The sequence below is a fragment of the Rhodococcus sp. NPDC057135 genome (assembly GCF_042670865.1).
Taxonomy (GTDB): domain Bacteria; phylum Actinomycetota; class Actinomycetes; order Mycobacteriales; family Mycobacteriaceae; genus Rhodococcus_F.
In genome coordinates this window covers 148448-172550 of record NZ_JBHUUU010000002.1, presented here as the reverse complement: position 1 = coordinate 172550, position 24103 = coordinate 148448, and the positions used below count along the sequence as shown (strand labels likewise).

The 24103-nt window shown below is 63.0% G+C and carries 24 protein-coding genes; 8 read left to right on the top strand and 16 right to left on the bottom strand.

Annotated features, from left to right (window positions below; genetic code table 11):
• The first annotated feature begins 44 nt into the window (after positions 1-44).
• Together ACFT1A_RS03825 and ACFT1A_RS03820 are read left to right on the top strand one after the other, a co-directional pair.
• The gene (locus ACFT1A_RS03825; RefSeq protein WP_378445894.1) at positions 45-1019 is read left to right on the top strand and encodes an ABC transporter ATP-binding protein; all 975 of its coding nucleotides are present in this window, start codon (positions 45-47) and stop codon (positions 1017-1019) included.
• Positions 1019-1810 (top strand): ABC transporter permease, encoded by a 792-nt coding sequence (locus tag ACFT1A_RS03820; protein ID WP_378445893.1) that lies wholly within the window; start codon positions 1019-1021, stop codon positions 1808-1810. Before ACFT1A_RS03825 ends, ACFT1A_RS03820 begins: the two co-directional genes overlap by 1 nt.
• 199 nt (positions 1811-2009) lie before the next feature.
• Here the strand turns inward: ACFT1A_RS03820 and otsB are convergent, their stop codons facing one another.
• On the bottom strand, positions 2010-2798 hold the full coding sequence (gene otsB / locus ACFT1A_RS03815) for a trehalose-phosphatase (RefSeq protein WP_378445892.1): 789 nt from the start codon (positions 2796-2798) through the stop codon (positions 2010-2012).
• Between the two features lie 173 nt (positions 2799-2971).
• Here otsB and ACFT1A_RS03810 point away from each other — a divergent pair, with 173 nt between their 5' ends.
• Both ACFT1A_RS03810 and ACFT1A_RS03805 read left to right on the top strand, forming a co-directional pair.
• Positions 2972-3301, top strand: a complete 330-nt coding sequence (locus ACFT1A_RS03810) for a type VII secretion target (RefSeq protein ID WP_378445891.1) — start codon at positions 2972-2974, stop codon at positions 3299-3301.
• Positions 3298-4704 carry a hypothetical protein gene (locus tag ACFT1A_RS03805; RefSeq protein ID WP_378445890.1) on the top strand — a complete coding sequence of 469 codons (1407 nt, stop codon included), beginning with the start codon at positions 3298-3300 and terminating at the stop codon, positions 4702-4704. Before ACFT1A_RS03810 ends, ACFT1A_RS03805 begins: the two co-directional genes overlap by 4 nt.
• A 63-nt stretch (positions 4705-4767) precedes the next feature.
• Here the strand turns inward: ACFT1A_RS03805 and ACFT1A_RS03800 are convergent, their stop codons facing one another.
• From ACFT1A_RS03800 to ACFT1A_RS03785, 4 genes are all read right to left on the bottom strand, one after another.
• A complete protein-coding gene (locus tag ACFT1A_RS03800; RefSeq protein ID WP_378445889.1) occupies positions 4768-5757 on the bottom strand; it encodes a malate dehydrogenase in 990 nt (329 codons plus the stop codon).
• A 66-nt stretch (positions 5758-5823) separates the two neighbouring features.
• On the bottom strand, positions 5824-6453 hold the full coding sequence (locus ACFT1A_RS03795; protein WP_378445888.1) for a hypothetical protein: 630 nt from the start codon (positions 6451-6453) through the stop codon (positions 5824-5826).
• Complete coding sequence (hisS, locus tag ACFT1A_RS03790; protein WP_378445887.1) at positions 6443-7714, bottom strand: histidine--tRNA ligase; 1272 nt, start codon at positions 7712-7714, stop codon at positions 6443-6445. The genes ACFT1A_RS03795 and hisS overlap by 11 nt, the downstream gene beginning before the upstream one ends.
• 15 nt (positions 7715-7729) lie before the next feature.
• Positions 7730-8410 (bottom strand): MBL fold metallo-hydrolase, encoded by a 681-nt coding sequence (locus ACFT1A_RS03785; protein ID WP_378445886.1) that lies wholly within the window; start codon positions 8408-8410, stop codon positions 7730-7732.
• A 194-nt stretch (positions 8411-8604) separates the two neighbouring features.
• On the opposite strand from ACFT1A_RS03785, the gene ACFT1A_RS03780 reads away from it, so the two are divergent.
• Positions 8605-9486: a peptidylprolyl isomerase gene (locus ACFT1A_RS03780; protein ID WP_378445885.1), complete on the top strand. Its 882-nt coding sequence runs from the start codon at positions 8605-8607 to the stop codon at positions 9484-9486.
• On the top strand, positions 9486-10298 hold the full coding sequence (locus tag ACFT1A_RS03775; RefSeq protein ID WP_378445884.1) for a peptidylprolyl isomerase: 813 nt from the start codon (positions 9486-9488) through the stop codon (positions 10296-10298). The genes ACFT1A_RS03780 and ACFT1A_RS03775 overlap by 1 nt, the downstream gene beginning before the upstream one ends.
• A gap of 52 nt (positions 10299-10350) precedes the next feature.
• Here ACFT1A_RS03775 and ACFT1A_RS03770 read toward each other — a convergent pair whose 3' ends face one another.
• The 10 genes from ACFT1A_RS03770 to ACFT1A_RS03725 form a co-directional block, all read right to left on the bottom strand.
• Complete coding sequence (locus ACFT1A_RS03770; RefSeq protein ID WP_378445883.1) at positions 10351-12762, bottom strand: RelA/SpoT family protein; 2412 nt, start codon at positions 12760-12762, stop codon at positions 10351-10353.
• 98 nt (positions 12763-12860) lie between these two features.
• Positions 12861-13439: an adenine phosphoribosyltransferase gene (locus ACFT1A_RS03765; protein WP_251012150.1), complete on the bottom strand. Its 579-nt coding sequence runs from the start codon at positions 13437-13439 to the stop codon at positions 12861-12863.
• Positions 13436-15166: an ABC transporter substrate-binding protein gene (locus tag ACFT1A_RS03760; protein ID WP_378445882.1), complete on the bottom strand. Its 1731-nt coding sequence runs from the start codon at positions 15164-15166 to the stop codon at positions 13436-13438. Before ACFT1A_RS03760 ends, ACFT1A_RS03765 begins: the two co-directional genes overlap by 4 nt.
• 2 nt (positions 15167-15168) lie before the next feature.
• Positions 15169-16395: a protein translocase subunit SecF gene (gene secF / locus ACFT1A_RS03755; protein ID WP_378445881.1), complete on the bottom strand. Its 1227-nt coding sequence runs from the start codon at positions 16393-16395 to the stop codon at positions 15169-15171.
• A complete protein-coding gene (secD, locus tag ACFT1A_RS03750) occupies positions 16392-18113 on the bottom strand; it encodes a protein translocase subunit SecD (protein ID WP_378445880.1) in 1722 nt (573 codons plus the stop codon). Before secD ends, secF begins: the two co-directional genes overlap by 4 nt.
• 248 nt (positions 18114-18361) lie before the next feature.
• Positions 18362-18709 carry a preprotein translocase subunit YajC gene (gene yajC / locus ACFT1A_RS03745; protein ID WP_230817254.1) on the bottom strand — a complete coding sequence of 116 codons (348 nt, stop codon included), beginning with the start codon at positions 18707-18709 and terminating at the stop codon, positions 18362-18364.
• 138 nt (positions 18710-18847) lie between these two features.
• Positions 18848-19945 carry a Holliday junction branch migration DNA helicase RuvB gene (gene ruvB / locus ACFT1A_RS03740; RefSeq protein ID WP_378445879.1) on the bottom strand — a complete coding sequence of 366 codons (1098 nt, stop codon included), beginning with the start codon at positions 19943-19945 and terminating at the stop codon, positions 18848-18850.
• Positions 19942-20541, bottom strand: a complete 600-nt coding sequence (ruvA, locus tag ACFT1A_RS03735; protein WP_003943318.1) for a Holliday junction branch migration protein RuvA — start codon at positions 20539-20541, stop codon at positions 19942-19944. Before ruvA ends, ruvB begins: the two co-directional genes overlap by 4 nt.
• Positions 20538-21107 carry a crossover junction endodeoxyribonuclease RuvC gene (gene ruvC, locus ACFT1A_RS03730; RefSeq protein ID WP_003943325.1) on the bottom strand — a complete coding sequence of 190 codons (570 nt, stop codon included), beginning with the start codon at positions 21105-21107 and terminating at the stop codon, positions 20538-20540. The genes ruvA and ruvC overlap by 4 nt, the downstream gene beginning before the upstream one ends.
• A 125-nt stretch (positions 21108-21232) precedes the next feature.
• Positions 21233-21985, bottom strand: coding sequence for a YebC/PmpR family DNA-binding transcriptional regulator (locus ACFT1A_RS03725; protein ID WP_378445878.1), 753 nt, complete (start codon positions 21983-21985; stop codon positions 21233-21235).
• A 145-nt stretch (positions 21986-22130) separates the two neighbouring features.
• On the opposite strand from ACFT1A_RS03725, the gene ACFT1A_RS03720 reads away from it, so the two are divergent.
• Together ACFT1A_RS03720 and ACFT1A_RS03715 are read left to right on the top strand one after the other, a co-directional pair.
• Positions 22131-22487: a GntR family transcriptional regulator gene (locus ACFT1A_RS03720; RefSeq protein ID WP_003943322.1), complete on the top strand. Its 357-nt coding sequence runs from the start codon at positions 22131-22133 to the stop codon at positions 22485-22487.
• Positions 22484-23404, top strand: coding sequence for a hypothetical protein (locus tag ACFT1A_RS03715; protein WP_378445877.1), 921 nt, complete (start codon positions 22484-22486; stop codon positions 23402-23404). Before ACFT1A_RS03720 ends, ACFT1A_RS03715 begins: the two co-directional genes overlap by 4 nt.
• On the opposite strand, the gene ACFT1A_RS03710 is transcribed toward ACFT1A_RS03715, so the two are convergent.
• On the bottom strand, positions 23392-24102 hold the full coding sequence (locus tag ACFT1A_RS03710) for a GAP family protein (protein ID WP_378445876.1): 711 nt from the start codon (positions 24100-24102) through the stop codon (positions 23392-23394). The genes ACFT1A_RS03715 and ACFT1A_RS03710 overlap by 13 nt on opposite strands.
• Position 24103: the final 1 nt, after the last annotated feature.

Here is a 24103-nt window from a genome sequence, read left to right as displayed (position 1 = left end):
CGGACCGATGCGCTGGTCAGTGTCGGTAGGGCACAGTTCTGCACATGATTGAACTGAGGGGATTGACCAAGGTTTACGGACCGACGAAAGCGGTGGACGATTTGTCGTTCACGGTCAAGCCGGGCATCGTGACGGGCTTTCTGGGCCCGAACGGTGCAGGCAAGTCGACGACGATGCGGATGATCCTGGGTTTGGATCAGCCGACGTCGGGTGCGGCGTTGATCGACGGGAAGCCGTACCGGGAGCTCACAACGCCGTTGCGGACGGTGGGCGCGTTGCTGGATGCGAAGTGGGTGCACCCCAATCGCAGTGCGCGGGCGCATCTGCAGTGGATGGCCGCCTCGAACGGGATCCCGAAGTCCCGCGTCGACGAGGTGCTCGGGCTGGTCGGATTGTCCGAGGTGGCGGGCAAGAAGGCCGGCGGGTTCTCGCTCGGTATGTCGCAGCGTCTCGGGTTAGCGGGTGCGTTGTTGGGTGATCCGAAGGTGCTGTTGTTCGACGAGCCGGTCAACGGTCTCGATCCGGAGGGCATCGTCTGGATTCGTAAGTTCATGCAGCGGTTGGCGGCGGAGGGCCGCACGGTGCTGGTGTCGAGTCACCTCCTGTCGGAGATGGCGTTGACGGCGGAGCAGTTGGTGGTGATCGGTCGGGGTCGGTTGATTTCGGATTCGACTGTGGCGGAGTTCGTGGATCGTTCGTCGGAGTCGACGGTGCGCGTGCGTAGTCCACAATTGGACGCTCTCCATGCCGCATTGACTGCCCACGGATTGACTGTCCGCGTGGAGCATTCAGGATCGGAGCCGGTGTTGGTGGTGGTGGATTCGACCACCGATGTGATCGGCGGTCTGGCTGGTTCGCAGGGAATCGTGTTGCACGAGTTGGCGTCTGTGCAGGGATCGCTCGAGGATGCGTTCATGAAGTTGACCGGAGACGATGTCCAGTACCACGCATCCGGTATCGATCCAGGTGCTGGAGCCCACCACGCAAACACACAGCACGCTATGGGAGGTGCACTGTAATGGCTGTTCTCAGTGCTGAACGTATCAAGATCACCACGACCAAGTCGCCGCTGTGGTGCACGATCACAATCATCATCCTAGGGTTGGGCGTCGCCTGGATGATCGGGCGTTCGTCGAGTTCGAGCATTCAGGCGTACAACGATGAAGCCGCATCAGGAACTCCTGATTTCGAGAAATTCCTCCCCACGTTCAACGACGCGGGGCTAGGAGTATCCGGATTCGGCGTCATGGTCCTGATGATCATGGCGGCGCTCGCGATCACCAGCGAGTACCGCTTCGGCATCATCCGTACCACCTTCCAGGCCATCCCGAGTCGGGCTTCGGTTCTGATCGCCAAAGCCGGCCTGATCGGGGCTTTCGGCGCGGTACTGTCCTTCGTTCTCATGCTCGGCGCGGTATTCATCACCAAAGCTGCTGCAGGATCTGAGGGTTCCACCAATCTGGCACTGGACAACGCCGATGCCTGGCGCGCCGTTTACGGCGTACCGATCTTCGCGTTCCTCTGCGTCGCCCTTGCTATTGCCGTCGGAGCACTCCTTCGTCAGTCCGCCGGCGCCATTGCACTACTGCTGCTGTGGCCACTGCTCATCGAGAGCCTGTTCGGCATGTTCGGATCCTTCGGCAGAAACGTCACACCGTTCCTCCCGTTCGCCAATGCCGACCACTTCCTCTCTTCGGGTTCGAGCACCAATTTCCATTGGGGCCCTTGGGGAAGCCTGTTCTACTTCGCAGCATTTGTGCTGGTGATATTCGGAATCAGCATCGCCGTCGTCAACAAGCGCGACGCCTGACCGAGTCACGAACTGATCAAGACCAAAACTGGCCGCACCGGAGCCCTTCCGGTGCGGCCAGTTTCGCGTTGACAGAACCCGCAGTGCTTGTCGATCACGCCAAGGAAAAGGGCACGAGCGGGTTCGCGTCACTCTGCCCCGTAGACGCGGCACCTCGAAAGAAGACCTGGTCGAGTTCCTGGCCGACTGACATCACGCATCAGCGTTCGAGTTGCGCGGCAAGATCTTTCATCCAACCCAGGAATGCCTGTGGGCCGTCGAACTGGACGCCGTCGACAGCGGCAACTTCTGGTGCAATGTCATCGCCCTTGACCACCAGCGCTTCTCCCCCGGATGCGATGGCCGCCGCAAATGCTGGTAGATCGCCGCGGTCGTCACCTGCGTACGCAACGACGTCGACTCCCGCGGCCTCGATCGCACGAAGAAGACCTGTCCCCTTGTCCTCCTTGACCGGTGGGCGCAATTCTTCGACCAGCTTGCCGGGCTCACGATGCAACCCGGTCCGGCTCGCGATTTCAGTTGTCGCTGCTTCCACCAGGCGCTGCGCGGCCGCTCGATCTGCAGCCCGACGCCAATGCACGGCCACCGCAAGGCCTTTGCTCTCGACATGGATGCCAGGAACTGCCTGAGAATCGAACAAGCGGCGCAGGTCGGCTTCTGCTTCAGCGACGGCATCACTGAACGCCGCGACGGCCGGAAGCACCTCGATTCCGTTGTCCGTCCAGGTCTCGACACCGTAGGAACCCATGAGTACAACCGAATCCAGACTCAGCCGTTCTCGCAGAAACGACACCGGCCGCCCCGAAAGCAGGCCGACTACACCGAGGTGTTTCGTCAGAGTCGCGAGCACGTCCTCGGCGCCGGGCAGGAGTGCACTCGCCGACGGATCATCGACGATGGGTGCAAGCACACCGTCGAAATCCATCACCAGTCCACAGCGAGCTGGATCGGACGTGAGTCGGAGGATGACGTCCGCAGCGGTTCGCATGGTTCGAGTGTGCCAAATCGATCGCACCCGCAATACCAACACCGGATCCGAATGTAATCTCCGCCACTTCGTCCAAGTTGTCTGGATGCGCTGGCGAACTCGCGTTCTCTCCCTGCAAGGGCGGACTGTGGTCCGATACAGTTCTCACGACGCTTACCAACTGGGGGGTAATGATGAGCGAATTGACTGTCGTCACTGACGGCATCCGTAAGTACGGCTCGACGTCTGCCGAAGCGGCAGGACACATCGCGCAGGCCGCCGTCGTCGATCTGGGGGCCAACATCGCGGCCGTCGCACCAGCCGTTGGCCCCGTCGGGATCGAATTTCTCGAAGCATTCGCGCGCGCTCAGGCCACACACACCAAAGACGTTGCAGCACTCGCTACGTTCTACGCCGGTAATGCCGCAACTGCCGGTGCAGCCGCGCAGGCCTACGACACGACAGATCATGCAATCGCGTCAGATCTGACCGGCGCGGCTGGATCGACGAGCGTGACAGCGTGAACACCGATCGCGTCAACACCGATCGCGTCAATACAGGTCGCGTCAACACCGATCGCGTCAACACCGAAGACGACTCGACGACGGTCCTCGACCTCCTTCAAGGTGGTATGCCGGACCCAGCAATGGCCTTGGATGCGCTCGGGGATCTCTCGGACCTGCTCGCGTCACTTCCGACCCTGCCGTCGATGCCGAGCTTCCTCGGCAGTCCACAGGCCCCGGCACTGCCGAACAACGCGGTCGACTCGATGCTCGCCGGCATACCGGTTCCGGCGCTCCCCGGAATCGAAGATCTGTTCGCGCCCCTGATCGAACTCGGGAAGAGTCTCGGCACAGGCACTTTTGCCGGCATCGATCCCGTCGGCATCTTCAACCAGGCGTCCACTCTGATCGACCAAGCCATGGGACTGTCCGAAAGCGCGGTCGCCGAGGTTGGGCAGACATGGAACAGCACCGGCAGTGACGCCGCGACCGAACTGTCGCGATCCGCACAGAACAGCGGCGCAGAATTGAGCGAACGCGGAACTGCGATATCGAAAACCACTGCTGCCGCAGCGGAATCGGTGCAGCGAGGCAATGCAAATCTCGCGGCGATCGCCCAGTCCTTCGCCGCCACGGTTGCGGCTGCTGCACCGATCGCGTGGACACCACCCGGGCAGGCGATGTTGCTTGCCTCCGCAGCTGAACACATGCAGGCAGCGGTCGCGGCGGTGACGCAGACTCGCGGCGAAATGCTCGGGCACACCGCTGCCATGAACGCCCTGGCCGGGTCGATCCCCGTTCCGACTCCACCGATCAGTGAGGCGCTCGCCAACCTTGCCGCTCCGGAGGCGTTCGCCGACGCCGCCCACCAGATCGCCCAGCCTCTGTCGGCATCGGCTGCATCCGCCCCACAGTCACCGGCATCAATCAACGCCGGCGACGCACCGTACTCCACTCACCCAGGCGCCGATGCAGTTCGGACCTCGGCAGCGCAGGCAGGCGCCGGACTTCCGACCGGCGTCGAGAAGCTGTGGGGCGCAGGCAATTCGTCGGCGTCACTCGCAGCCGGTGGGTCGCCGTCACCCGGTGCGACAGCGAGCTCCGGCGGGGCGTGGGTGGGCGGGAACGGCGCGAGCGGTGGGACGATGAGAGGCGCAGCGGGAGTTGCTGCAGTTCAACCGGTTCCGGTAGCAACGCCCGGCCTGGGTGCAACATCTTCGGCGGTCGGCAGCGGAAATATGACGCCCGGGGGAATGATGGGCGGCGGACCTCGCGGATCGCGGGACGACGAGTCGTCACGCACCACTCCGGGGTATCTCGTCAATGCCGGCGACGAAAATTCGATGGTCGACGATTTACCGATGGTGTCGCCGCCCGTGCTCGGCGCCGAGGATCCCGATCAGTACCTGTTCCGAGATCTCTGATCGGGACTCCCCGGCCGGGTGTCACCGGCCGGGGCGGCGGTTCAACCCCAGACAAAGCTCAGCTCAGACGAAGCCCAGCTCCCGTACCGACGCACGCTCCTGCTCCAATTCGCTGACAGACAGGTCGATCCGTTCGCGTGAGAAGTCGTCGATCGAGAGGTCCTGAACTATGGCGAATTCACCACCGGCACAGGTCACCGGGAAGGACGAGATCAATCCTTCGGGCACTCCGTAGGAACCGTCCGAACACACGGCCATCGATACCCAATCATCCTCGGCCGTACCGATCACCCAGTCGCGGACGTGGTCGATCGACGCACTGGCTGCGCTTGCCGCAGAGGACGATCCACGCGCAGCGATGATGGCTGTGCCTCGCACCTGAACCGTAGGGATGAAATCGTTCTCCACCCAGTCGCGATCGTCGATCACCGCGAGCGCAGGCTTACCCGCGACGGTCGCATGGGACAGATCTGGGTACTGCGTCGCCGAATGGTTTCCCCAGACGGATACTTTGCGGACCGATGACGCACGAACGCCGGTTTTCTTCACCACCTGCGCGATCGCTCGGTTGTGGTCGAGACGCGTCAGTGCACTGAACCGAGTGTTCGGTACATCCGGTGCGTTGTTCATCGCGATAAGTGCGTTGGTATTGGCCGGGTTTCCCACGACCAGCACCTTGACGTCCGAGGCTGCGTTGTTGTTGATCGCCTTCCCGTGCGCTGTGAAAATCGCGCCGTTCGCGCTCAGCAAGTCGGCGCGCTCCATCCCCTTGCTCCGCGGACGCGCACCGACCAGCATGCCGATGTTCGCGCCGGAGAAGGCGACGTCGGGATCGTCGGTGATGTCGATGGAGCTCAGCAAGGGAAATGCGCCGTCCTCGAGTTCCATCGCAACGCCTTCGGCAGCGGAAACAGCGGCGGGAATCTCGAGCAGTCGAAGTTTGATCGGGACGTCCGCGCCGAGCATCTCCCCCGCAGCTATGCGGAAAAGCATGCCGTATGCGATCTGACCCGACGCTCCGGTCACCGTGACGGTTACGGGCGCAATACTCATTGCCGACTCCTCACCTGCCGCTTTCACGACTGTCCGTTCTACAACGCTGTAAGAACGGTTTCCACGCTAGTCGAGTAATCCGGCCACTTCGTGGTCTGTCAGTGTGGTTCTCGGCACTCGTCCCTCCGCCGTCACGAGTTCGACGGCGCGATACAGCGGACGCTCGGCCAGTCCGGCGCCGCGGGCTTCGGCACGCAACTGTTCGATCAGCACCGAGGACAACGCGGCAGCCGGTACCAACTCGCTGGCAGCGAGGGCGTCGGCGAGCTTGCGGAGTGCAAGGATCTCCAACTCGCGCCCGCCTCCTGCCGTGTACAGCGCGAGCGGTACCCGCACGGTGGACCGTCCGTCGCCGAGTGTCAGGCTGACCTCGCTGATCCGGCCGGATCGCACCGTCAACGCCGCCGTGAGTACCTCGGCCACGTCGACGTCGTTGGTTCGAAAACCAGCTTGCGCACGAACCCTGTTGCCGTACAACGTGATGTGTCGGCGCAGCGTCATCAGGATCGCCAGTGACGTCGGCACCGCGATGACGGCACCGACGATCACTCCAACGGTCGCCGTCGAGAACACACTGACGATCAACCCGACGACCACACCGAACACCACGACAACAACGGCGAACTTCTTCAGCCGCGGCGCGATCAACGCCACGGGAACCAGATCGAGTGAAACCGGTTCGGCCTCAGTGCTCAACGAGATCCCCGAGCTTGTCGACAACCTGGTCGAGCGCCACCGTCTCCTGCTCACCTGTTGCCAACTGTTTGACAACGACAACGCCCTCTTCGAGCTCACGCTCGCCGAGGACCAATGCGATTGCGGCACCCGAACGATCAGCTGCTTTCATCGAGCCCTTCACGCCACGATTTCCGTACGCCAGGTCGACACGAATTCCGTTGGCACGCAACTGATATGCGATCTTCACCAGTGCCGCCTTCGCCTCGGCGCCCATCGGCACACAGAAGACATCGACACGTGCCGGTGGTGCAACCGACTTTCCCTCGGCTTCGAGAGCGAGAACCGTGCGGTCGACGCCGATTCCGAACCCGATCCCCGAGAGCGGCTGTCCGCCCAGTTGTTCCATCAGACCGTCGTAACGACCACCGCCGCCGATTCCGGACTGCGCGCCCAGTCCGTCGTGCACGAATTCGAAGGTCGTCTTGGTGTAGTAATCGAGGCCGCGAACCATGCGCGGGTTGACGACATAGGGAACGCCCAAGGCGTCCAAGTGCGCGAGCACCTCGTCGAAGTGGGCCTTGCAGCTCTCCGACAGGTGATCGAGCATGAGCGGTGCGCCCGCAGTCATCTCACGTACATCCGGGCGCTTGTCGTCGAGCACCCGGAGCGGGTTGATCTCCGCGCGTCGACGCGTGTCCTCGTCGAGCGGAAGTGCAAAGAGAAACTCCTGCAGCAGTTCGCGGTACTGCGGTCGGCAGGTGTCGTCGCCGAGAGAGGTGATTTCGAGGCGGAAGCCGTCGAGCCCCAACGACCGGAATCCGGCGTCGGCGATCGCGATGACCTCAGCGTCGAGTGCGGGGTCGTCGATCCCGATGGCCTCGACGCCGACCTGCTGCAACTGGCGGTAGCGACCGGCCTGCGGGCGCTCGTAGCGGAAGAACGGGCCCGCGTAGCTGACCTTGACCGGCAACTGTCCACGATCGAGGCTGTGCTCGATGACAGCACGCATGACTCCTGCGGTTCCCTCGGGACGCAACGTCACCGAACGATCACCACGGTCTGCGAACGTGTACATCTCTTTGCTGACGACGTCGGTGGACTCGCCGACGCCGCGCGCGAACAGGCCGGTGTCTTCGAAGATCGGCAATTCGATGTGGCCGTACCCGGCCAACCTGGCGGCGCGCGTCAAACCGTCACGAACGGCGACGAATTCGGCTGACTGCGGCGGAACGTAGTCCGGAATGCCCTTGGGTGCAGAGAAGGTGCTGGCTTTACTCACGAGAGGTACTTTTCCTTATTCTTGTGCGCTGAGTCCAACGAGAAACGGGTTCGAGCTTCGCTCGGCGCCGATCGAACTGTTGCCGCCGTGCCCGGGCAGGACCACTGTCTCGTCACCGAGTCCCAGTAGCTTGCGGGCGATCGAGGCGAGCAACTGCTCGTGATTTCCGCCGGGCAGGTCGCTGCGCCCGATGGAACCCTGGAACAGGGTGTCACCGGTGAACGCCAAGTCCACGGGTCCGTCCTCGGTGTTCGCCTGGGTTCGGAACACCACGGATCCCTGGGTGTGCCCGGGTGTGTGGTCGACGACGAACGTCATTCCGGCCTCGGTGATCTTGTCGCCGTCGGCCAGTTCGATCACCTCGTCCGGCTCCACGAACGTCATGCCTTGAATGAATTCCTTCATCGTCGGGCCGATCCCCCGTGCCGGATCGCTGAGCATGTAGCGATCCTCGGGATGGATGTACGCGGGTACGGAATACCGCTCACAGACCTCGCGGGCCGACCACACGTGATCGAGATGACCGTGTGTCAGGAGTACCGCGTTGACCGTCATGTCCTTCGAATCGAGATATTCGAAGAGCGGCTCGGCCGCATCCTGACCCGGGTCGACGACTACGCATTCGCACGCGTCGTCCTGGGCGAGTATGTAGCAGTTGGTTTGGAACATCCCGGCCGGAAAACCAGTGACGAGCACGGGGGCAACTCCTCTTCGAAGGGCGGAAACGAACAACACGGTGTCGGTTACAGCCTAAGCTGCTGCCCCGCCAGTAAGTTCTCAGGTTGCAATGGGAGACTCTGACGACGAGTAGAGCCGCTTGCCGAAGCCGACCCCAGGGTGTCGCTCGGCCGGCCGACCACGATCCACCCGCGATACGGAGGACTACAGCAGTGCCGAGTAACGAGCAACGCCGCGAGGCGGCGAAACGCAAGCTCGAGCGTCAGCTCGAACGTCGCGCAGAACGTGCCCGCAAGCGCAAGCAGATGACGATAGCCGGAACTGCGCTCGGCGTGGTTGTCGTAGTCGGTGTCGTCGGCTGCCTCATCTGGCTGAGCAACCGCAGCGACGACGACGCGAACACCACCAACACTGCAGCCGACGACTCGAGCCTCACGCCGCAAACTGCGGGTGCGATGCCGGCAGGTCTGTCGACGCCACTGGCCGACACGGTTTCCTGCTCGTACCCGGCGGACGGTGCTACTGCGTCCAAGGCCAACAACCCGCCTCGTACCGACGGGATTCCCACCACCGCCCCGGACGCGACGCCGAGCATCAGCGTCGAGACGTCACAGGGGAACATCGGGCTCACGCTCGACGGAACGAAGTCTCCGTGCGCGGTCAACAGCTTCGTGAGCTTGGCGCAGCAGGACTACTTCAACGACACGACCTGCCACCGCATGACGACGAGCCCCTCGCTCCAGGTTCTGCAGTGCGGTGATCCCTCCGGCACCGGCACCGGCGGCCCGGGATACGGATTCGACAACGAATTCCCCACCACGGCGTACGCCACCACCGACCCGGCAGCGCAAGAGGCAGTCACCTACGCGCGCGGCACGATTGCAATGGCAAACACCGGGGCACCCGGTAGCAACGGCAGCCAGTTCTTCCTCGTCTACGGCGACTCGCAGCTTCCGCCGCAGTACACGGTTTTCGGCACGATCGACGAGACCGGTCTCGCCACTTTGGACAAGGTCGCGGCCGGCGGATCGACTCCCGAAGGTGACGGCAAGCCGAATCTGACCACCGACATCAAGACAGTAAGGCTCGACTGATGCGACGTAATCCTGTGATGCGCTTTCCTGTAGTTATTGCCGCTATAGGCGCCGCGGCGCTGCTTCTGGCTGGTTGTTCCGGTGATTCCGGTAGCTCGGACTCGCCGTCCAGCACCTCCAAGGCGAAAACGACAACGGCCGCTATGCCACCACTCGACATGTCACAGTTCGAGGCACTCCCGCCTGTCCCGGCGCCGGCCGCTGCAACCGTCGACTGCTCGTATCCGAGCGCGGCGGGCGCAGCAAAGACCGTCAATCCGCCGAGCGCCACCGGCGTATCCACGGAAGGCACCGTCACCGTGGCCTTGACGACGACGGCCGGCCCGATCGGGATGCAACTGAATCGCGCAGCAGCCCCCTGCACCGTCAACAGCATCGTGAGCCTGACCGAGCAGAAATTCTTCGACGACACCCCGTGCCACCGACTCTCGACGATGCCGGGTCTGCAGATTCTCCAATGCGGCGACCCGTCGGGTAAGGGCACCGGTGGACCGGGGTACCAGTTTGCAAACGAGTACCCCACGACCACATACGCTGGGAACGACCCGGCGCTCTCGCTGCCGGTCGTCTACCCGCGTGGCACTCTGGCGATGGCTCATTCGTCCGTACCTGACAGCAACGGCAGCCAGTTCTTCCTCGTCTACGAGGATTCGATGCTGCCGCCTGACTACACGGTTTTCGGCACCATCGACGACGCCGGCCTGGCGACCATCGAGAAGATCGCAGCCGACGGCGACGACGGTGGCATGGGCGCAACCGGTGGCGGTGCACCCAACACCCCGATCACCATCGAGACTGCAGTAGTCGCCTGACCCCCTGTGCGCCTTTATTAACCGCCCGCGGTTAATAAAGGCGCACAGCAGTTTACGAGGCCGAAGTCACGCGGTAGACGTCGTAGACGCCTTCCACGTTGCGAACCACGTTGAGCACATGACCCAGGTGCTTCGGGTCGCCCATCTCGAAGGTGAACTTGCTGATCGCCACTCGGTCGCCGGAGGTGGTGACCGAGGCGGACAGAATGTTCACCTTCTCGTCGGCCAACGCCTTGGTGACGTCGGAGAGCAACCGATGACGATCGAGCGCCTCGATCTGGATCGCGACCAGGAACACCGAGGTTGCTGACGGCGCCCATTCGACGTCGATGATTCGCTCCGACTGATCGTGGAGCGAGTTGGCGTTGGTGCAGTCGGTACGGTGCACGCTGACTGCTCCGCCGCGCGTGACGAAGCCCAGAATCGAATCGCCTGGAACCGGCGTGCAACACTTCGCAAGTTTTGCCACCGTGCCGGGAGCCCCGGGAACCAGGATTCCGGAGTCGCCCGTGCTGCGTGTGCGCACCGGCATGGTCGACGGCGTCGAACGCTCGGCCAGTTCCTCCTCGACGGCGCCGACCCCGCCCAGATGAGCAACCAGACGCTGCACGACGTGGTGCGCCGACACCTGACTCTCGCCTACGGCCGTGTACAGCGCGGAGACATCGGGATAACGAAGCTCGTGCGCGATCGTGCTCATCGATTCGGCATTCATCAACCGCTGCAACGGAAGTCCCACGCGGCGGACTTCCTTCGCGATCTGATCCTTACCGGACTCGAGCGCCTCCTCGCGCCGTTCCTTCGCGAACCACTGTCGGATCTTCGCCTTGGCGCGCGGGGAGACGACAAACGTCTGCCAATCGCGACTCGGCCCGGCGGTTGCGGCCTTCGACGTGAAGACCTCCACCACTTCGCCGTTTTCGAGAGTTCGTTCCAGCGCGACCAATCGGCCGTTGACCCTGGCACCGATGCATCGGTGCCCGACCTCGGTGTGCACGGCGTATGCAAAATCGACGGGAGTCGATCCGGCAGGCAACGTGATGACGTCACCCTTGGGCGTGAAGACGAAGATCTCCTTGACCGCGAGGTCGTAACGCAGCGATTCGAGGAACTCCCCCGGATCGGCCGCTTCACGTTGCCAGTCGAGTAGCTGACGCATCCACGCCATGTCGTCGACCTCGGCGATGTCACCCGCGTGCTTGCCCTTGGTCTCCTTGTACCGCCAGTGCGCGGCGATACCGAACTCCGCGGTCCGGTGCATGTCCTGGGTCCGGATCTGGACCTCCAGTGGCTTGCCTTCCGGTCCCACGACGGTGGTGTGCAGCGACTGGTAGACGCCGTAGCGCGGCTGTGCGATGTAGTCCTTGAAGCGACCGGCCATCGGCTGCCATAGCGAGTGGACAACGCCGACCGCGGCGTAACAGTCACGCACTTCTTCGCACAGAATGCGGACGCCGACCAGATCGTGGATGTCGTCGAAGTCGCGGCCCTTGACGATCATCTTCTGATAGATCGACCAGTAGTGCTTGGGCCGGCCCTCGACGATGGCGTTGATCCGTGAGGCGGACAGAGTCGAGTTGATCTCGGCCCGAACCTTGGCCAGATAGGTGTCACGAGAGGGCGCGCGATCTGCGACCAGTCGAACGATCTCGTCGTACTTCTTCGGGTGAAGGATCGCGAACGAGAGGTCTTCGAGTTCCCACTTGACGGTAGCCATACCGAGTCGATGTGCAAGTGGCGCAATGACTTCGAGGGTCTCTCGCGCCTTGCGCGCCTGCTTTTCGGGCGGCAGGAATCGCATCGTGCGCATGTTGTGCAGACGATCCGCAACCTTGATCACGAGCACGCGCGGGTCCCGCGCCATCGCGATGATCATCTTGCGGATGGTTTCGCCCTCGGCGGCGGTGCCGAGAACGACCTTGTCGAGTTTGGTGACGCCGTCGACGAGGTGAGCGACCTCGTCACCGAAGTCCTTGGTCAACTCCTCGAGTGAGTAACCGGTGTCCTCGACGGTGTCGTGCAGAAGGGCTGCGACGAGGGTGGTGGTGTCCATTCCCAACTCGGCCAGAATGCTTGCGACGGCCAACGGATGCGTGATGTACGGATCGCCGGACTTGCGCCGCTGGCTCGAATGTCTGTCCTCGGCGACGTCGTACGCACGCTGGAGCAGCGCGAGGTCGGCCTTCGGATACAGCTCACGGTGGAGGCTGACCAACGGCTCGAGCACCGGGCGGATGGTGGCGTTGCGCTGACCGGTGATGCGCCGAGCAAGCCGAGCGCGCACCCTACGGGAGGCGGAGGCGGGCACGGCCAGGTTCTGCCCACCCCGATTGCCGGTAGTTTGCGCAGATCCCGAATCGTCGGGCGCCGCGGACTTCGATGGTGTCGTCTCCGGAGACGGAACTGCATCCGTCTCCTGCGACACTGCACCCGAGTTCTGTGATCGATCAAGATTCGACGTCATGTCGCCACCTCCTACCACCGAGTTGGATGAGGCAACCGCCCTGCATCGGGTAATTGCCCTGGAGGTCTAACTCGACCCCCAGGAGACAACTTTAATACTCAGACCTTCACCAGGGATGTCAGTGGGTACTTCAAGAAGCGATCTCGACCGCGCAATTCCTCGATCTCGAGCACTACTGCGACGCCGACGACGTTCGCTCCACCCAACTCAACCAACTGTACAGCCGCCTCGAGTGTCCCTCCGGTAGCCAGAACGTCGTCGATAACCAGAACATTCCGCCCGGTGAGATCGAAGCCGTTCGCCGGGATCTCGAGAGTCGACGATCCGTACTCGAGGCTGTACGAGCGAGAGAGCACCGGCGGCGGCAGTTTGCCGACCTTACGCACGGCCACCACCCCAGCACCCATCTTCGCGGCTGCGCCGGCACCGAGCAGGAACCCGCGGGCATCCACGGCTGCGATCGTGTCGGCGTCCGGGGCACAGGCGACAAGGGCGTCGAGCACGGCGCCGAACCCCTCTGCGTCGGCGAACACCGGAGTCAGATCGGCGAACCGCACTCCAGGGCCCGGGAAGTTGTCTGCCCAGCGGGTCAGCCGAACAACGGCGTCTCCGGCAGCCCGGTGGATTGCGATCAATTCTTCTGGCGTGTGCAAGGCAACGCCATTCGAGACGGTCATCTGCGTAGTACCCATCTGTCCATGTTCCAGCCGGTAGCGGCCCGCGTCGGATTGACCAAGACTGCCGACATGCCTGGAGCTACAGCGACAGTTCGTAGTTGATTGAACAGTGGAATCGTAGGCACCTGAGTCCAGAGGATGTTCTCCGCCTCCACCGAGAGTCCCAATTGCGCACTCGTGCTCGCATCCACGTTCAGCTGATCGATGATCTGATCGATCCTCGCGTTTCCGTAATTGCCGAGGTTTGCGCCGTTGCCCGCTCGCAACGCTCCGCGCGCGTCGATCATGCTCGCTGTTCCGCCCGCACCGACTTTGCCGGCCATGCCGGAAAGCACAGCGTCGACTCCCCCGGACTGCAGACTCGCAGGGTCGAAGCTGTCGCTGCTCGCGTCCTCGATCGTGATTCCCGCCGGAGCGCACGCTGATTTTGCTTCGGAGACGATCTGCGCCCGCACCGGGTCCGGCGCCAGGTACCCGACTCGGACGGTCAACTGGTCGAGGTCCGCTTCCGACAACGAGGTCTTCGCAGCCTCGACGTCGGAATTGGCGTACCGATCACCGTCGACCGCAGCGGCGTCGCTGTAGACCAGTGAATCCGGCGCCATCAGTCGCGAATCGACCACGCCGGAGCCCAGACCGGCCTGCGGCGCGTTCTCCGTCTGACCGAACTTCTCGAACAACGCTGTCCGCGGAACACAATGCGCGAACGCCCGGCGCGCGGCTTCCTCGCCCAGAGATCCAGACGTCGCGAGAACGAACTGCTCGATCGACCGCGACGGAATCTGCTGGACGTCGAAACCGGACGGAGTACCGAGCTCGCCTGCCGACCCTGAAGCGACGTCGACGACCTCGATCGAGTTCTTGTCGAGATCCTCGTTCAGATTCACCCCACGTGGCCAGACGACGATGCGATCGGTCGCCGGCTGGTTACCCCACCACCGCTCGTTCGCGACCAGCACCAGACCGTCGTCGGCACTGTACGAGTCGATTCGATACGGTCCGGCGGAAGGCAGTACCGACGTGTCCACCTGACCTGGAGTCAGGTTCCACCCGGTGTTCCAGAAGTCCGCGATCTTCGACAATGCTTCGGTGTCACCGGCATTCACCGCGCTCACCACGTCGCTGACACCCGTGCGCTGCGTCACGACGTGTGAAGGCATCAACGCAGTCGCACCGAACAACGACCGCCAATCGGTGAACGATCGCCCGGGTTTGAAGAACACCGTCGCGTCCTTCGACCCGCTCTGGCAGTCGATCCGGTCGATGTCCGCGTAACCGAGGTTGTTTGCCGTGTCGAACATGGGCTTCACGGAACCGTCGACGTCTTCGGTGAACTTGCCACTCGACGCCGCCCAGGTGAGGACCAGATCGTCACAGGACATCGGAATCCCGTCGGAGTACACGGAAGCCGGATTGAGCTTGTACGAGACGGTGAGCACGTCACCGGGCAACTCCGACGCCGTTCCGATGTCGGTGTCCGACACGGGCGCCCCCGCCGGACCGGTGAACGTGAAACCGGGGAGCACCCGGCCGAACGCGGCCATCGCTCCGGACACCGACCCAGCTGTCGTGTTGGCGTTGTACGTGGTGATGGAGTTGTCGATGGCGTATCCGATGGACGGAACCTGCTCGGCGCTTTCCGAGCAGGCCGCCAACGAACCCGCAGCCACCGCGGTGGCTGCAACGAACGTCATCGATCGAACCAGTGTGCGTGTTCTGGGGAGCATGTTCAGTGCCCCTTCTTGTTTCGCTTTCCGGTCGGCCGCGCACCCGGCTGCGGAGCAACCGGCGCACGACGTGCAACTGGTGCGCCGACGGCAACCGCCTGCGTACCCTTCTCGGCCAGCGTAGCCCGGCGCGAGAGCACCTTACGAGTGTGCGCGGCAACGGGTCCCCAGCGTTCCTTCATCGACACCAGTAGCGGCGTCGCGAAGAAGATCGAGGAGTACGCACCCACGACGATTCCGACGAGCTGAACGAGTGCAAGGTCCTTGAGTGTGCCGACGCCGAGCATCCAGACCGCGACCACCATCAGTGCGATCACGGGAAGCACACTGATGACGGTCGTGTTGATCGAACGCATCAAGGTCTGATTCACCGCGAGGTTGGCCTGCTCGCCGTACGTCCGGCGCGTCAGGTGCAGTACACCGCGGGTGTTCTCTTCGACCTTGTCGAACACGACCACCGTGTCGTACAGCGAGAAGCCGAGAATGGTGAGCAAACCGATCACCGTCGCGGGCGTCACCTCGAAACCGACGAGCGAGTAGACGCCGGCGGTGACGATGATGTCGAAGAACAACGCGACGATCGCGGCTACCGCCATGTCTCTCTCGAAGCGAATGGCGATGTAGATACTCACGATCACCAGGAACACGATCAGCGCGATCAGCGCCTTCTTGGTGATCTGGCCGCCCCAGGTCTCACTCACGTCCGCAAAACTGATGGCTTGCGCCGACGGGTTCCCGTTCTTGTCCTTGGGCTGGAACTCGTCGAAGAGAGCCGACTGCAGTTCGTTGATCTGCGTCGCGTTCAGCGTCTCCGAACGAATCTGCACGGTGGCACTGGCGCCCGAGCCGACCGTCTGCACGGTGACCGGCTCGAATCCGAGCGTGTCGGAGTAGACGGTTTCCACCGCCGACGTCTCGACTCCACCCTCGGCCGGGAATTGAATGCGCGATCCACCCTCGAAGTCGATACCGAAGGTGAATCCTCGCAGGATGATGCTCAGCAGGGCGATCGCGACCAGAGCGCCGGTCAGTCCGTAGTAGAAGCGACGCTTGCCGACGACCTCGAACGCACCCGTTCCGGTGTAAAGCCGTGAGAGCCAGCTGTGCTTGGGCATCGCACCCTGATCGACGCCCGAGTCGGTGATCTCCGATCGGGCTGCGGCGTCTGCAGACTCCGCCGAGGAACTGTTGGAGGACCCCACCGAGGCGTTGTTGTTGGACTCGCTCATGCTCGTGTCTCCTTAGCCGACGCAGCGGCGGCAACCTTACGTTCGCGGGCAACCTCTTGCACTGCGCCGAGACCGTTGACGCTGGGCTTGGACCAGAACGCCGAACGGGACGCCATGCTGACCAGCGGCCACGTCACGAGGAACACGACAATCACGTCGAGGATGGTTGTCAGGCCCAAGGTGAAGGCGAAACCTCGCACCTGACCGACCGCCAGCACGTACAGAACTGCAGCGGCGATGAAGCTCACCGCGTTGCCGGAAAGAATGGTCCGACGCGCTCGCGCCCAACCGCGTGGCACCGCCGAGCGGAAGCTACGGCCCTCACGCATTTCGTCCTTGATGCGTTCGAAGAACACGACGAACGAGTCGGCGGTCATACCGATACCGATGATCAGACCAGCCATACCGGCCAGGTCGAGTGTGAAGCCGATGTATCTACCGAGCAGAACCATGATTGCGTAAACCATGACTCCCGAGAGAATCAGCGACAATGCCGTCAGGACGCCGAGCATGCGGTAGTAGACGAGGCAGTACAGCAGAACGAGCACAAGACCCACCGCGCCGGCGATCAGTGCCGCCTGCAGTGAGGCCAGGCCGAGCGTGGCCGAGACCGTCTCGGCTTCCGAGGCCGCGAACGAGAGCGGAAGCGAACCGTACTTGAGCGTGTTGGCCAATTCCTTGGCGCTGTCCGCGGTGAAGCTGCCGGTGATCGAGGTGGCGCTACCCGCGGGCGTTGCGCCTTGAATCGTGGGAGCGCTGACGACCTTCGAGTCGAGCGTGAACGCTGCCTGCTTGCCGATGTTGGCTGAGGTGAACTCGGCCCAGGTGTTGCTGCCGGTCGTCTTGAACGAGAGGCTGATCTCGTGGCGCGACTGCTGTGAGTTGAAGACCGAAGACGCGTCGGCAATCTCCTGGCCGTCGATGATCGAGGGACCGAGGAGATAGATGTTCAGTCCGTCTTGCGAGCACGCGACCAGCGGCAGCGTGGGGTCGTCGTTTCCACGAAGCGGATCTGCGACGGAGCAGTCGAGGTTCGCCACTGCTTGCTGCTGGACGGTCGGATCGCTGCTCTGTCGGAGGGCGCGCGCTGCGGCGATTTCCGCGGCTGCTGCGTCGCCTTCGTCGGTGCCGTCGCTCGGCGCGTCCCCGGTGGGGGCCGGAGTCGTCGTCTCCGGCGCAGGGGTTGCCTCCGGAGTTGTCGGGTCCTGAGCCAGGAACGGACGGTTCTGTGGAGTCTGGGTCCCGTCAGCGGGTGCTTCGGGGGTCGGTGCATCAGTGGCCGGAGTTTCGGCCGCTGGTGTCTCGGGTGTCGCCGTCCGACTCGCGTCACGGGTGGCGACATCGATCGAACCGGTCACCGGCCGGATGTAAAGGCGGGCGGTCTGACCGAGCGAGCGGGCCTGTGCGCTGTCGTCTCCGGGAACCGTGATGACGAGGTTGTCACCGTCGATGACGACCTCGGAGCCGGAAACACCGAGACCGTTGACGCGGGTCTCGATGATCTCCTGCGCCTGCTTGAGACTGTCCTGACTCGGAGCACTGCCGTCCGGGGTACGAGCGGTCAACGTGACGCGCGTTCCACCCTGCAGATCGATGCCGAGTTTCGGCGTGGCCGACTTGTCTCCAGTGAAGAACACCAGGGCATACAGTGCCACCACCAAGACCCCGAATAGGGCCAGGTAGCGGACCGGATGCACCGTTCCGGTGGAAGGTGCCACGATCTTTAAGTCTCCTCAGTAGGTGCAGTGCTTCAGTAAGTGCAGTGCTTCAGAAAGTGCAGTGCTTCAGTAAGTGCAGTGCTTCAGTAAGTGCACGGCTCAGGTGGTCGACGACCACCTGAGCTGCGGCGTTCGAACTGCAACGATTGATCAACGGGTTGAACTGAGCTGCTGGTGAAAGAACAGACAAACCGATCTGGACGTGTGTCCGAGTTCACAACTCTAGAACACGTGCCAGGTCGACGAAGTCAGGACTCCTTGGTGAGCCGGATTTCGGTGTCGGTAGCAGACTCTTCGATCTCGGAAATCGAGTCGTCGTCGTACTCGTCGGTCTCGGTCGTCTCGACGACGCGCTCACGGATGACCAGACGCGACCAGGTGGTGATGACACCGTCGGCGATCTCGAGGTCAACGGTGTCGTCGCCTAGCGAAGCGATCGTGGCGTAGAGCCCGGCTGTGGTCTGCACCCGATCGCCGACCTGCAGCGAGTCCTGCATCTCGGAAGTCGCGGCCAAGGCCTTCTTCTGCTTACGCATGCCCAGGAACATGGGCACGAGCAGTGCGAGGATCAAGAGGGGGAAAAGCAAACTCGACATGTGTTGATCAACCTCGGTTGTGTTGCACGTTTTACACCGCGATGGCCCCGGATGGACCTACGCAATACACCAGTGTGCCATTAGTTGCTGAGGATTCCTGACAGATCGGCCGACCAATGAGGCCTTTCCGGTCGAAATTCACGCTCCGTTCGGATCGAACAACGTGGCCTGCGGTTCGTTGACGCGAACCTCGATACCGCCCGCGGCGGCATCCGGCGGTGGCGTCATTCCCAGTTGAGTCCAGGCAGCGGCGGTGGCCACACGACCTCGCGGCGTCCGGGCGATCATCCCGGCACGGACCAGGAAGGGCTCGCACACTTCTTCCACCGTCGACGGTTCCTCGCCCACAGCGACGGCCAGCGTCGACACGCCGACGGGCCCGCCGCCGAATGAACGCACCAGCGCACTCAGGACGGATCGGTCGAGTCGGTCCAAGCCCAACTGGTCCACGTCGTAGACAGCCAAGGCGGCCTGAGCGACGTCCATGGTGACGATTCCGTCGGCGCGAACCTCCGCGAAGTCACGAACCCGTCGCAGCAATCGGTTCGCGATACGCGGCGTCCCCCGCGAGCGTCTCGCGATTTCGGCGCCGGCGTCAACTTCGAGATTGACTCCCAGAATTCCCGCCGAGCGCATCAGAATCTGTTGCAGCTCTTCGGGTTCGTAGAAGTCCATGTGCGCGGTGAATCCGAAGCGGTCGCGCAACGGGCCGGTGAGCGCACCGGATCGGGTTGTCGCACCGACCAACGTGAATGGTGCGACCTCCAGAGGAATCGACGTGGCGCCGGGCCCCTTACCGACGACGACGTCGACGCGGAAGTCCTCCATCGCCAGGTACAACATCTCCTCGGCCGGACGAGCGATTCGGTGAATCTCGTCGATGAACAACACGTCGCCCTCGACGAGATTGCTCAGCATCGCCGCCAAGTCGCCGGCGCGTTCGAGCGCCGGCCCGGACGTCAGCCGCAGGGAGGAGCCCAACTCCCCCGCGATGATCATCGCCATCGACGTCTTTCCGAGTCCGGGCGGACCGGACATCAGGATGTGGTCAGGCGTGCTGCCACGAAGTTTTGCTCCGGTGAGCACGAGCTGCAATTGCTCGCGGACCCGGGGCTGCCCGATGAAGTCGTCGAGACTCTTGGGGCGCAAACTTGCTTCGACGTCGCCGTCTCCCGCCACCAATTCGGCAGAGACCTGCGATTCGTCGTCGAAATCGTCGATCGGATCGAAGTTCATCGAGTCTTACCGAGCAGCGACAGGGCAGAACGCAGTGCTACCGACGTAGTGGCCTCGGGCGATTCCGCCAGAACCGAATCCGTGGCCTGCTCGGCCTGCTTGATCGGGAAACCCAAACCTTCGAGAGCTTCGACGATCTGATCGCGGATCGAACTACCGGCGACGACACCGGAGGCCGCGCCGGCCGTCGTCGCAACCGCGTCGACCTTGTCGCGCAATTCGACGACCATGCGCTCGGCACCACGTTTGCCGATGCCGGGGACCCTCGTCAACGCCGTCAGGTTGCCTTCCGACAGTGCGCGCCGTAATGCGTCGGGTTCGAGAACTGCGAGAGTTGCCATCGCCAGGCGCGGCCCGACTCCCGAGACCGTCTGCAAGAGGCTGAACAGGTCCTTCGACTCGGTGTCGGAAAATCCGTAGAGCGTCATCGAGTCTTCGCGAACGATCATCGTCGTGAACAGGCGTGCTTCGCTTCCGCGATGGAGCGCACCGAGCGTCACGGGGGTGGCGTTGACCCGATAGCCGACACCCGACGCTTCGATGACCGCATGGTCGAGCGCAATATCGAGTACCTCGCCGCGTACCGACGCGATCATCGTGAACCTGCCTTCTTCGTCTCGGCCAATTTTGCCTGATACTTACGCATTTGTTCGGCGGCCATCGCCTCGGCGCGGGCCATTCGCTCGATCATGGGCGCTCGCCAGCAGTGACAGATCGCCAGCGCCAGAGCGTCGGCGGCGTCGGCCGGTTTCGGCGCCGTCTTCAGATTCAGGATTCGAGTCACCATCGCGGTGACCTGCGCCTTGTCTGCGTTACCGCTACCGGTGACGGCGGCCTTCACCTCGCTGGGCGTGTGGAAACACACCGGGATTCCGCGTCTGGCGGCAGCGAGCGCCACAACTCCGCCTGCTTGCGCCGTCCCCATCGCGGTACTGACGTTGTGCTGCGCGAACACACGCTCGATCGCGACAACCTCCGGCTTGTACTGCTCGATCCACAGTTCAGCCGCATCGGAAATCCGTAGGAGCCGAGATCCGAGATCCATCTCTGCCGGGGTCCGCACCACGTCGACGGCAATGGGGCGCACTTTCCTGCCGTTGCTCCCGTCGACCACACCCAACCCGCAGCGAGTCAAGCCTGGGTCCACTCCGAGCACGCGCACTTTGTCACACCTCTCCATACCGAACAGCTGTTCGATAGCTTAGCGGTGCGCGGGACTACTGCCCCGCATCAACACGCAACCCGGCCGTGACGAGGACGTCAGGGCCGGGTTGAGTTGAAAGGCAATCAGTCTTCGAGGGCCGCGAGAACCTCGTCGGACAGATCGATGTTGGTGTAGACGTTCTGCACGTCGTCCGAGTCTTCGAGTGCGTCGACGAGCTTGAAGATCTTGCGTGCGCCGTCGACATCCAGGGGAACCTCGACGGAAGCGCGGAAATCGGCTTCGGCCGAGTCGTAGTCGATGCCGGCTTCCTGCAGTGCCGAACGTACGGCAACCAGATCCTGTGGCTCACTGACGATTTCGAAGCTTTCACCGAGATCGGTGACCTCTTCGGCGCCGGCGTCGAGCACAGCCATCAGGACGTCGTCCTCCGACTGGCCGTTCTTCTCCAGCGTGACGACGCCCTTGCGAGCGAACAGGTAGGAGACCGAACCCGGGTCAGCGAGGTTGCCACCGTTGCGGGTCATCGCGGTGCGAACTTCACCGGCTGCGCGGTTGCGGTTGTCGGTGAGGCACTCGATCAGAACGGCGACGCCGTTGGGTCCGTAGCCCTCGTACATGATGGTCTGCCAGTCTGCGCCGCCCGCTTCTTCACCGGCGCCGCGCTTGCGCGCACGCTCGATGTTGTCATTGGGAACTGACGTCTTCTTCGCCTTCTGGATGGCGTCGAACAAGGTGGGGTTGCCCGTGGGATCGCCACCGCCGGTTCGTGCCGCCACCTCGATGTTCTTGATCAGCTTCGCGAAGGATTTGCCACGACGTGCGTCGATCACAGCCTTCTTGTGCTTGGTGGTGGCCCATTTTGAGTGGCCGCTCATGCGATTCAAGCCCCTTTCCTGCTGCGTTGCGCACGCCGAATGCGCGTCTTTCAGCTCTGCCGATGTTACCCGTCCCACGTCACAACTCGCTGCATCCCCCGACACGAATTGACTAAACACAGCATTGTTTGCATAGAATGCAAACATGTTGGTGCGAATAGATCACGCCTCCACAACTCCACTCGCGGAACAGATTGCCGCCGGGGTTCGTGGCTCGGTCATCCGCGGCGAAATCGGCCCGGGCGATCGACTGCCGTCCGCTCGCGCTCTCGCCGAGTCGATCGACGTCAATCTCCATACGGTCCTTCGTGCGTACGCAACACTTCGCGACGAAGGCCTGATCGACCTCCGGCGCGGACGTGGCGCCGTCATTCGCGCCGAATTCGACTCGGGAAGAACGGCTCTCAACGAATCTGCACGCGAGTTCGTTCGACAGGCCCGAAATCTGGGACTCGACACCGCGCACATGCTCGACCTCATCAAGGAGACCAGCACACAATGACGACCAGCAAGATCCGACTCTGGACAGCAGCCTCACTGACTCTGATCCCGACCCTGATCCTGGTTCTCGCGCGCTTCGCGTGGGGCGACCGGCTACCCCAGACCGTCGCGAGCCATTGGTCCGGATCGGCCCCGGACGGGTTCAGCACCACAACGACGTTCTTCGCCATTGCGCTGGCGCTTTCACTGGTGGCAGTCGTTTTCGCGTGTGTCGTCGTGGCACGTTCGAGCGCCAACGCTCCCCTGTTTCTGGCCCTCACCTCGATCTCTAGTGCGACGTTGGCGACGATCTGGATTCTGAGCGTCGCCCTCACAATCGACGCCGGAGCACCGGAAGACGCACGTATCGGTTGGTGGATTCTTGCGCCGATCGCGGCCGTGCTCGTCGGAGTTCTGGCGTATGCACTGCCTGAGCAGCAACGCGACGACCCTGAGTCACCACTTCCGACCCCGACGCTGGACACGCCGCTCGCGGCCTCCGAACGTGCAGTGTGGGTCGGGCAGGTCCGCAGCATCTGGCCGTGGATCCTCACCGCCGGCCTCGTAGTACTCGTGATCGCCACTGCCGCGTATTCGGATTGGTGGGTTGCCGTGGTTCTGGGTGTGTCGACCCTCGCGATCACGGCTTTCGCTTCGGTCACCGTGCGCGTGGACCGTCACGGTCTCGGCATCAGTTCCTGGGGCGTTCGATGGAAGAAAATCCCCATCTCGACGGTGAAGTCCGCATCGGTCGATTCGATACGTCCGGCCGAATGGGGTGGATGGGGTTACCGGATCACACCGCGCGGAACGGCCGTCACTCTCCGCTCGGGTGAGGCGATCGTGGTCACTCTCGAGAACGGACGACTGTTCGCCGTGACCGTCGATCACCCCGAAGACGGTGTGAAGCTGATCAATTCGTTGGTTCAGGCTGGCTGATTCACGAACAACACGGCAGCGGCATTGCCGGCGAGGTAGAAGCCGGCAATGCCGAACACCCATCCGATCGCACTGTCGCCGTAGCGAGACATCAACGAGTCCACCTGGCGCAGCGGCTTGTCCAGGCAGTTCCCGGCCACGAGCCGACCGCACAGAAGAATGACTGCCGGTGCGGCCATGATCAGGCAGTAACCGGCAAGTATCGACGCCGATATGACTGAGGACAGCCCAGCAGCTGTGATCATCGCGATCGCCGCCAAGTAGGGCAGCATCGTCACCAATTCGGCGGTTCCGGCTGCAATGGCCAGAAGTACGACGCTTCTCGCCGAACGACTCGAATCGAGTACCCGCTCCCGCCAGGCGTGCGTTCGATCGGCCTGACCGGATGTGCGCCGCTTTTCGGAGTCGAATCGAAAACTCGACGCGAACAACGCGATACCGAGAATCAGCTGCGCCCCGCGAGCTACCGGAGTGTCGAGAAGCGGGGCGACAACCGGCATGCCCACGTGGGCCGTCGTCCAGACGGTTACCCCGACAACAAAATAGAACGTCGTGATGACTACCAGGTAGGTCAGCAGACTGCGAACCTGCGGCCGTCCCGGTTTCAACAACATCCACACCGGGACGACCAACGTTCCGATGCTCGTACTGTCCAGCAAGGCGAGGCCGCCCAGGGTCGTGAGAAGGACGAGTTCCACG